The sequence below is a fragment of the Streptomyces sp. NPDC030814 genome (genome assembly GCF_055572155.1).
The window spans coordinates 211,487-220,880 of record NZ_JBVIDX010000008.1; the positions used below are offsets into that span (position 1 = coordinate 211,487).

At 71.0% G+C, this 9,394-nt stretch carries 6 protein-coding genes; 1 reads left to right on the forward strand and 5 read right to left on the reverse strand.

Going from position 1 to position 9,394, the window contains the following annotated elements; all coding sequences use genetic code 11:
- Nucleotides 1-65: 65 nt before the first annotated feature.
- The 5 genes from narI to ACZ43N_RS19415 all read right to left on the reverse strand — a co-directional run bounded on the left by narI (nucleotide 66) and on the right by ACZ43N_RS19415 (nucleotide 8,380).
- Nucleotides 66-836 (reverse strand): respiratory nitrate reductase subunit gamma, encoded by a 771-nt coding sequence (gene narI / locus ACZ43N_RS19395; protein ID WP_468098876.1) that lies wholly within the window; start codon nucleotides 834-836, stop codon nucleotides 66-68.
- Nucleotides 833-1,504, reverse strand: coding sequence for a nitrate reductase molybdenum cofactor assembly chaperone (gene narJ / locus ACZ43N_RS19400; RefSeq protein WP_468098877.1), 672 nt, complete (start codon nucleotides 1,502-1,504; stop codon nucleotides 833-835). The genes narI and narJ overlap by 4 nt, the downstream gene beginning before the upstream one ends.
- On the reverse strand, nucleotides 1,501-3,231 hold the full coding sequence (gene narH / locus ACZ43N_RS19405; protein ID WP_468098878.1) for a nitrate reductase subunit beta: 1,731 nt from the start codon (nucleotides 3,229-3,231) through the stop codon (nucleotides 1,501-1,503). The genes narJ and narH overlap by 4 nt, the downstream gene beginning before the upstream one ends.
- The gene (locus ACZ43N_RS19410; RefSeq protein ID WP_468099053.1) at nucleotides 3,231-6,914 is read right to left on the reverse strand and encodes a nitrate reductase subunit alpha; all 3,684 of its coding nucleotides are present in this window, start codon (nucleotides 6,912-6,914) and stop codon (nucleotides 3,231-3,233) included. The genes narH and ACZ43N_RS19410 overlap by 1 nt, the downstream gene beginning before the upstream one ends.
- Nucleotides 6,915-7,165: 251 nt before the next feature.
- On the reverse strand, nucleotides 7,166-8,380 hold the full coding sequence (locus tag ACZ43N_RS19415; RefSeq protein WP_468099054.1) for a nitrate/nitrite transporter: 1,215 nt from the start codon (nucleotides 8,378-8,380) through the stop codon (nucleotides 7,166-7,168).
- A 339-nt stretch (nucleotides 8,381-8,719) separates the two neighbouring features.
- Here ACZ43N_RS19415 and ACZ43N_RS19420 point away from each other — a divergent pair, with 339 nt between their 5' ends.
- The gene (locus ACZ43N_RS19420; RefSeq protein ID WP_468098880.1) at nucleotides 8,720-9,142 is read left to right on the forward strand and encodes a pyridoxamine 5'-phosphate oxidase family protein; all 423 of its coding nucleotides are present in this window, start codon (nucleotides 8,720-8,722) and stop codon (nucleotides 9,140-9,142) included.
- Nucleotides 9,143-9,394: the final 252 nt, after the last annotated feature.

Genomic DNA, 9,394 nt, shown 5'->3' on the forward strand with positions numbered 1-9,394 from the left:
ACCGCCCGGGGGCGGGGGCCCGCGGTGCGGTCCGGCGATTCCGGTTGCCCGAGGTCACCGGCGGCTCATGATCCGGCGCGTTCCCAGCCGCGACGCGGGGCACGAGCGCCGAGCCCCGTCTCACGGCTGCGGTAGACGATGTACGGGCGGGTCAGATAGCCCAGCGGCGCGGTGACCATGTGCACGAGGCGGGTGAAGGGCCAGAAGGCGAACAGCAGCAGCGCACTGAGCGCGTGGAGCCGGAACAGCATGGGCGCCTCGGTCATCAGGGCCGGGTCGGGCTGGAAGGTGAAGATCGAGCGGAACCAGGGGGAGATCGTCTCCCGGTAGTCGTAGCCGCCGCCCACGACGTTCGCCGCCACGGTGGCGGCCAGGCCGAGCCCGATGGTCACCGTCAGGGAGAGGTACATGGCCTTGTCGTTGACGGTGGTGGCCGAGAAGACCGGGCCGACGGTACGGCGCCGGTAGATCAGGATGGCCAGTCCGCCAACCGTGGCGACGCCCGCGACCGTGCCGAGGACCACGGCCGTCACGTGGTAGGCGTCCTCACTGATCCCGGCCGCCTGGGTCCAGCTCTCGGGGATGAGCAGTCCACCGATGTGCCCGAGGAGCACGACCAGGACGCCGAAGTGAAACAGCGGGCTGCCGATGCGCAGCAGCCGCCGTTCGTACAGCTGGGAGGAGCGGGTGGTCCAGCCGAACTTGTCGTAGCGGTAGCGCCAGATGTGGCCGAGGACGAACACCGCGAGGACGACGTACGGCAGGACGACCCACAGCAGCAGGCCGCCGGTGCCGGTCTCGGCCGCCAGAATGAGGGGCTGCGCGGGGGCGGTCATCGGGGGCCTCCTCCTACGGGGTCGGGCAGGAACACCGGGGACGTGTGGGGGTCGAGGCCGACCTGCTCCTCGGGCGGCCCTTCGGCGGCCAGGCGCGCGATGGCCGCGCGGTCGTCGCCAGCGAGGGCCGGCAGGCAGGCGGAGACTGCGTCCAGGACGTGGGCCCAGGGTGAGCCGTCGTCGTTCAGGGCCAGGCGCAGGAGTTCCAGGGCCGCTCGGTATTCGGTGAGCAGGCGTGTTCCGGTGACCGGATCGGCGGCGGCGAATTCGAGGACGACGGCGAGATGGTCGGGCAGTTCGTCGTCGGCCAGGCGCCAGCCGGCGGCGGCGTAGGTCTGTTTCAGCCGCAGCAGAGCGCTTCCGCGCTTCCTGGTGTCGCCGTGGGCGTAGTAGGTCAGATAGGGGCAGCAGCGCTTGCGGTGGTCGAAGGTGGCCACGTAGGCGGCGGCCAGGTCCGCGAGAGGGGTCTGCCCGGCGTGGGCGGTGAAGCCGAGCAGGGGGCGGGCGACGGGGTCCGGCAGGGTGTCGGCGACGCGGCCTGCCAGGTCCAGGCGCTGCTCGAACTGCTCGTCGGGGTAGGCGAGCAGCAGGGACTGGGCCTGCCAGGCCGGGGAATGCCAGTCATCGATGCGGACGGCTCGTGCGCTCTTCCTGTTCAGGGCTCTCATGGTTGCGGGTCGGCCTCCTCGTTCCGGTCCTCGCCGACGCCGCTTGGGCTGCCGGAGGGACGGTCGGGGAACAGGCCGGGCGGGGAGCCCTTGCCGTCCCAGTTGAGGAGGTTGAGCCGGGTGGCCTTGTCGGTGGGAGTCGCGTGGGTGTCGGAGGTCTGGCGGTCGCGCAGGGCGCGGAAGTTCTCCACGGCGATGGGGGCGGCGCCGCCGGAGGTCTCGCCGAACGGGCCGGAGCCTCCCATTCCGGGACCACCCTCGTAGTCCAGGCTGCACTCCGTGGCGAGCTCTTCGAGCCGGTGGGCCTGTTCGGCGTGGGCGGGCGGGATGACATAGCGCTCGTCGTACTTGGCCAGGGCCAGCAGCCGGTACATGTCGTACATCTGTTCCTCGCTCATGCCGACGGCCTCGGGGATCGCGGCATCGGGTTCCCGGCCGAGATTGATGTCCCGCATGTAGGACCGCATGGCGGCGAGGCGGCGCAGGACCGCGTCGACCGGGGCCGGGTCGCCGGCGGTGAACAGCTGGGCGAGGTAGTCGACGGGGATGCGCAGGGCGTCGACGGCGGCGAAGAGGGTGTGGTGGGCCTCGGCGTCGTGGCCGGTGTCGCGTACGGCGTCGACCACCGGGGACAGCGGGGGGATGTACCAGACCATGGGCAGGGTCCGGTACTCCGGGTGCAGCGGAAGGGCCACCTTGTAGGTGTTGATCAGGTCATGGACCGGGGAGCGCTGGGCGGCGTGGATCCAGTCCCGCGGGATGCCGGCCTTCTCCGCCTGGGCGACCACCCGCGGATCGTGCGGGTCGAGGAACACCCGGCGCTGGGCCTCGTACAGGCCGGTGTCGTCGGGGGTGGATGCCGCTTCGAGGACTCGGTCGGCGTCGTAGAGGACGAGGCCGATGTAGCGCAGCCGGCCGACGCAGGTCTCTGAGCAGACGGTGGGCAGGCCGACCTCGACGCGCGGGAAGCAGAAGGTGCACTTCTCGGCCTTGCCGGTGCGGTGGTTGAAGTAGACCTTCTTGTACGGGCAGCCCGTGACGCACATCCGCCAGCCCCGGCAGCGGTCCTGGTCCACCAGGACGATGCCGTCCTCCTCCCGCTTGTAGATCGCGCCGGAAGGGCAGGAGGCCGCGCAGGACGGGTTGAGGCAGTGCTCACAGATGCGTGGCAGGTAGAACATGAAGGTCTGCTCGAACTCGAATCTGATCTTCTCGGAGACCTCGTTCAGCAGGACGTCCCGCTCGCTGGTCGCGACCGAGCCGCCGAGGTCGTCGTCCCAGTTCGCCGACCAGGAGATCTTCATGTCCTCGCCGCTGATCAGGGACTTGGGGCGGGCGACGGGGGTGTGGTCCTGCAGCGGGGCGTTCGTCAGTGTCTCGTAGTCGTAGGTCCAGGGCTCGTAGTAGTCGTCGAGGGACGGCAGCACCGGGTTGGAGAAGATCTGGATCAGTTTTTTGAACCGGCCGCCGGCCTTCAGGGCCAGGCGGCCCTTCCGGTTCAGCTCCCAGCCGCCCTTCCAGGTGTGCTGATCCTCGTAGCGGCGGGGGTAACCCTGGCCGGGGCGGGTCTCGACGTTGTTGAACCACACGTACTCGACGCCGGTGCGGTTGGTCCACGCCTGTTTGCAGGTGACCGAGCAGGTGTGGCAGCCGATGCACTTGTCCAGGTTCATCACCATGGCCATCTGGGCCATCACGCGTCCGAGGGTGCCTTCGCCACGGGGCATCAGTACGTCACCTCCTGGTCGGCGCGGCGGCGGATGACGGTCACTTCGTCCCGCTGGTTGCCGGTGGGACCGAGGTAGTTGAAGGCGTAGGAGAGCTGGGCGTAGCCGCCGATCAGATGGGTCGGCTTGATCAGCAGGCGGGTCAGGGAGTTGTGGATGCCGCCGCGGCGGCCGGTGGTCTCCGTGCGGGGCACGTCGATCAGGCGGTCCTGGGCGTGGTGCATGTAGACGGTGCCCTCGGGCATGCGGTGCGAGACGACCGCGCGGGCGGCGACGACACCGTTGCGGTTGACGGCCTCGACCCAGTCGTTGTCCCGCACCCCGGCCTTGGCCGCGTCCTGTGTGCTCATCCAGATCGTGGGGCCGCCCCGGGAGAGGGAGAGCATGAACAGGTTGTCCTGGTATTCGGAGTGGATGGACCACTTGTTGTGGGGGGTCAGGTAGCGCACGGTCACGCCCAGTTCCCCGACGTCGCCCGGGCGCGGCTCGTCGAACAGGACGTCCATGTCCAAGGGGGGCCGGTAGACGGGCAGTTGCTCACCGAGGGCGGCGATCCAGTCATGGTCGAGGTAGAAGTGCTGGCGGCCGGTGAGGGTGTGCCAGGGCTTGAGGCGCTCGACGTTGATGGTGAACGGAGAGTAGCGGCGCCCGCCCGCCTCCGAGCCGGACCACTCCGGGCTGGTGATCACGGGGACGGGGGCGGCCTGGGTGTCGGCGAAGCTGATCTGCCGGCCCTCGTGCTCGGCGGCCAGATCCGCGAGCCGCGTGCCGGTGCGGGCTTCGAGGGTGTGGAAGCCCTGCGTGGCCAGGCGGCCGTTGGTGGTGCCGGACAGCGCGAGGATCGCCTCGCACGCCTGTGTGTCATGCGCGATCGACGGGCGGCCGTCGCCCGCTCCGCCGCGCACGACGCCGTTCTTGTGGCGCAGGTAGTCCAGTTCTCTGTCCAGGCGGAAGGTGACACCCTTGGTGGTGGCGCCCAGTTTGTCGAGCAGCGGCCCGAGAGCGCCCATCTTCTCGGCGACGGCGCCGTAGTCGCGCTCCACCGTGACCAGCCTCGGCATGGTGCGACCCGGAACCGGCTCGCACTCCCCCGCCTTCCAGTCGCGCACTTTCCCGTGCGGGGTGGCCAGTTCGTCCGGTGTGTCGTGCAGCAGCGGGGCGGCGACCACGTCCTTGCGGACGCCGAGGTGGTCGGCGGCCTGGCGGCTGAACTCCCTGGCGAGGGTGTGGAAGGCGTCCCAGTCGGTGCGGGTCTGCCAGGGCGGGGCGATCGCCGGGTTGAACGCGTGGACGAAGGGGTGCATGTCCGTGCTGGACAGGTCGTGCTTCTCGTACCAGGTCGCGGCCGGCAGGACCACGTCGGAGTAGACGGTCGTGCTGGTCATACGGAAGTCCAGGGTCAGCAGCAGGTCGAGCTTGCCCTCGGGGGCCTCATCGCGCCACACCACGTCCGTCGGGCGGGCGTCCGGCGGCGCCTGGACGGCCCGGACGGAGGAGTCGGTGCCGAGCAGATGCTTGAGGAAGTACTCGTTGCCCTTCGCCGAGGACCCCAGCAGATTGGCGCGCCACACGGTCAGCACCCGCGGGAAGTTCTCCGGCGCGTCCGGGTCCTCACCCGCGAACCGCAGCCGGCCCGACCTCAGCTCCTCCACGACGTGGGCACCCACCTCACGGCCCGCGGCGTCGGCTTCGTCGGCCAGGTCCAGCGGGTTGCGGTCGAAGGTCGGATACGACGGCATCCAGCCCATCCGCGCCGACTGCGCGATCACATCGGCGGTGGTCCTCCCCGCGAACGGGCTTCCCCGGCCCGCTGGCGCCAGGGTGCCGGCGGAGAACGGGTCGTAGCGGAACTGGTCGCTGTGCAGATACCAGTACGCGGTCTGGATCATGAGGCGGGCCGGGCGGTTCCAGTCGGCGGCGGTCGCGATCGCCGAGTAGCCGGTGATCGGACGGACCTTCTCCTGGCCGACGTAGTGCGCCCAGCCGCCGCCGTTGACGCCCTGGCAGCCGGTCAGCGTCGTCAGCGTCAGAAACGCGCGGTAGATGGTGTCGGAGTGGAACCAGTGGTTGGTGCCCGCACCCATGATGATCATGGAACGGCCGCCCGACTCCTCGGCGTTGGCCGCGAATTCCCGCGCGATACGGGCTGCCCGCCCCGCGTCCACTCCGGTGATCGCCGCCTGCCAGGCCGGGGTGTAGGGCTCGGAGGCGTCGTCGTACGACATGGGCCACCGGCCGGGCAGGCCGTCGCGGGCCACGCCGTACTGGGCCAGCAGCAGGTCGAACACCGTGGTCACCAGACGGCCCGCCACCCGCCGCACCGGTACACCGCGCCGCAGCCGCCCCGCGCTGCCGTCGGGAGCGTCGAAGCGCGGCAGATCGACCGCGACGGGCGCCTCGTCGCCGCCGTCGGCGGACAGCAGGGGCCGGGTGTCGCCGAGGTCCAGGTTCCACTTGCCGGTGCCGGACTCGCCGTAGCGGTCGCCGAGGGTGCCGTTGGGTACGACCGGCCGTCCGCCGGCCGCGTCCAGCAGGACGGTGCGGAACTCGGCGTGTTCGGCCTGCGCGTACGCGCCGCCGAGGTCGGCGGCGGTGAGGAACTTGCCCGGCAGATAGGTGCCCGGCTCGTCCTCGGCCTCGTCGAGTGCGATCAGAAAGGGCAGGTCCGTGTACTTCTCGACGTAGTCGGTGAAGGAGGGCGTGGCCCGGTCGACGAAGAACTCCTTGAGGATCACATGGCCCATGGCCATCGCCAGGGCGCCGTCGGTGCCCGGCTGGGCCGGCAGCCACTCGTCGGCGAACTTCACGTTGTCGGCGTAGTCGGGTGAGACGGCGACGACCTTCTGCCCGCGGTAGCGGGCCTCCGCCATCCAGTGCGCGTCCGGGGTCCGGGTCACCGGGAGGTTCGAGCCCCACATGATCAGATATCCGGCGTCCCACCAGTCTCCCGACTCCGGTACGTCGGTCTGGTCGCCGAACATCTGCGGCGAGGCGACGGGCAGGTCGGCGTACCAGTCGTAGAACGACAGCATCGCCCCGCCGAGCAGTGAGTAGAAGCGGGCGCCGGCCGCGTGCGAGACCATCGACATCGCCGGGATCGGCGAGAACCCGGCGAGCCGGTCCGGCCCGTACTCCTTGATGGTGTGCACGTGGGCGGCGGCGACCATCTCCACCGCCTCGTCCCAACTCGCCCGCAGCAAACCGCCCTTGCCGCGCGCCTGTTTGTAGCGGCGGGCACGCTCCGGGTCGGAGACGATGTCCGCCCAGGCCGCCACCGGGTCGCCGAGGCGGGCCTTGGCCTCCCGGTACATCTGCAGCAGGACGCCGCGGACGTACGGGTGGCGGACGCGGGTCGGCGAGTAGGTGTACCAGGAGAAGGCCGCCCCGCGCGGGCATCCGCGCGGCTCGTACTCGGGTCGGTCCGGGCCGACCGAGGGGTAGTCGGTCTGCTGGGCCTCCCAGGTGATGATGCCGTCCTTGACGTACACCTTCCACGAGCACGAGCCGGTGCAGTTCACGCCGTGCGTGGAGCGCACCACCTTGTCGTGCGACCAGCGGTCCCGGTAGAAATCGTCCGCCTGCCGGCCGCCCTTTCGGTGCAGGGTGCGCAGGTCGTCGGATACTTCCGCCCGGGTGAAGAACCGGCGGCTGCGCACCAGCGCCTCCGCCAGCTCGCTGTCCATGCCTGCCCGCGTTCGTTCCGGGCTGGTCTCCGTGCTCACCGTGCCACTCCGCCCCGGGTACCGAATACCCGTTCGAATTGCGATCGGTTCGGGCTGCGCACGACTCCACGACCGCGGTCTTGGTGAGGGTCGACAGCCACACCAAGAGCAACACGTCACGCTCGCGTCGGCAAAGCCGCGTACCCCCGCTGGTGATGAGCGGGGGTACGCGGCGTGCGTGGTGTGGTGTTGCGCGGTCCCGTACGGGTGCCTTACGCGGTCGTGCCGGCGGTGGTGCCGTGCCCGCTGCGGTGACCCGAACGGGGCCGTCGCTCGCCGCCCTCGGCCGCGGCCCGCACCCCGGTGAGGGTGTAGGCGAGTGCGGCGGCGGCCACGACCGCGAGGAGCGCGAGGCCGATGGCGTACGACTCGTACGCGCCGTACAGCGAGCCCATGACCAGCGGCGGCAGGAAGCCGCCCAGGCCGCCTGCCGCGCCGACCACGCCGGTGACCGAGCCGACCTGGGCCGCCGGGGTCATCAGGGCCACCAGCGCGAAGGTCGCCCCGCTCCCCGCGCCGAGCGCGGCGGCCATGGACAGGAAGGCGACGGTGCCCACGGGCGCCAGGGGGAGGGTGAAGGACTGCACGACCGCCCCGGCGACGACCACGGCCAGCGAGCCGGCCAGCACCCGCACCGGGCCCACCCGGTCGGACAGCCAGCCGCCCATCGGGCGCATCGCCACCGCGAGGAGCACGAAGCCCGCCATGCGGTTGGCGGCGTCCGCCTGGGTGAGGCCGTAGCCGGTCTTGAGGTAGGTGGGCAGGTAGACGGAGAAGGCCACATATCCGCCGAACGCCACGGCGTACAGCGCGGACGCCTGCCAGGTGATGGGCAGCCGGGCGGTGGCGGCCAGCCGGCGGCCGAGCGACGCGGTCGGCACGGTGCGGCCGGGTGCGTCGCGCAGCAGCAGCGCGGCGGTCACGGCGTACACGGCCAGGACCGCCGCGGTGATCAGGAACGGGGTGGACATGCTGTTCGCGTCGACCAGCTTCACGGTGGTCAGGGCGCTGATGGCGGTGCCGCCCATGCCCGCGCCGAAGACGCCGATGGCCAGCCCGCGCCGTTCGGGTGGGAACCATGCGTTGACGAAGGGCACACCGACGGCGAAGGCCGTGCCGCCGATACCGAGGAAGAACCCGCCGACCAGGAGCGCGGCGAGCGAGGAGTGGCCGACCAGCCCGATGGAGAGCACCGGCACGATGGTTGCCGCCGACACGACCGGGAACATGACCCGTCCGCCGAACCGGTCGGTCAGCGCGCCCACCGGGATACGGCCCAGGGAGCCGACCACGACCGGAACCGCCACCAGCAGTGACTGCTCGAACGACGAAAGGTCGAGGTTCTCCTTGAACCGGGGGCCGAGCGGGCTGAGCAGCGCCCACGCCCAGAAGTTCAGCGCGAAACCCGTGGTGGCCAGGGCCAGCATCAGCCACGCCCGGGCGGACACCGGCGTACCCGACGGTGAACCGCCGCTCTTCGACTTCAACGGCTGGACCATGTTGTCCGTCCCTTTCGTCCTCATGGTGGTACTGCGCCACCGGGGATCGCACGTGCGCCGCAGACCCAACGCCTGCGGAACGGCATCCACTCACCAATGTCCGCGTCCGCTCCCGTCCGCCGCATGGGCCATGGGTCCCTGCCCTTGGACGAACGGTCCATGGATTCGCCAACGGTCCATGGATTCGCCCCGCCGCCCTCCCCGCCCCACCAGGGGTAGGGCCGATCGGCCCTATCCGCGGCGTGCGTCCATGTGGACGATGAACTGATGTTCCAGAACGACGCTTTTCGCGCACTCGACCGGCATGAGTGCGGGCGCCTGCTCGGCAAGGTGCCGGTCGGCCGCGTGGTCTACACCCGGCAGGCCCTGCCCGCGGTCCTCCCCGTCAACTTCTCCCTGGACACCGACGGCTCCGTTCTGCTGCGCACCTCGCGGGGCTCCGACCTGGTCCGCGCCATCGACGGCGTCGTCGTCGCCTTCGAGGCGGACGAGTTCGACGCGGCGACCCGGTCGGGCTGGAGCGTCGTCGTCACCGGCCGGGCCACCACGGTGACCGATCCCGCCGAGCACGAGCGGCTGTCGCAGGTCGGCCCCGCCTCCTGGATGCCCCTGCGGGACCCGGTGTTCGTACGGATCGCGTCGGAGATGGTCACCGGACGCCAGCTCAAGGGAGCGCCCGCCCTGCGCTGAGGGCACGGGCCGTACCCGGTGCGACCCGCGGGCTCAGTCGTCCGTACCCGGTGCGACCCGCCGGCTCGTCGTCCGTACCCGGTGCGACCCGCCGGCTCGTCATCCGTACCCGGTGCGACCCGCCGACTCGTCATCCGTACCCGGTGCGACCCGCCGGCTCGTCATCCGTACCCGGTGCGACCCGCCGGCTCGTCATCCGTACCCGGTGCGACCCGCCGGCTCGTCATCCGTACCCGGTGCGACCCGCCGGCT

Coding starts and splice junctions, on each gene's coding strand:
- ACZ43N_RS19410 (WP_468099053.1), bottom strand. CDS start 6,914: ATGGACAGCGAGCTGGCGGAGGCGCTGGTGCGCAGCCGCCGGTTCTTC.
- ACZ43N_RS19420 (WP_468098880.1), top strand. CDS start 8,720: ATGTTCCAGAACGACGCTTTTCGCGCACTCGACCGGCATGAGTGCGGG.
- ACZ43N_RS19415 (WP_468099054.1), bottom strand. CDS start 8,380: ATGCTGGCCCTGGCCACCACGGGTTTCGCGCTGAACTTCTGGGCGTGG.
- narI (WP_468098876.1), bottom strand. CDS start 836: ATGACCGCCCCCGCGCAGCCCCTCATTCTGGCGGCCGAGACCGGCACC.
- narJ (WP_468098877.1), bottom strand. CDS start 1,504: ATGAGAGCCCTGAACAGGAAGAGCGCACGAGCCGTCCGCATCGATGAC.
- narH (WP_468098878.1), bottom strand. CDS start 3,231: ATGCCCCGTGGCGAAGGCACCCTCGGACGCGTGATGGCCCAGATGGCC.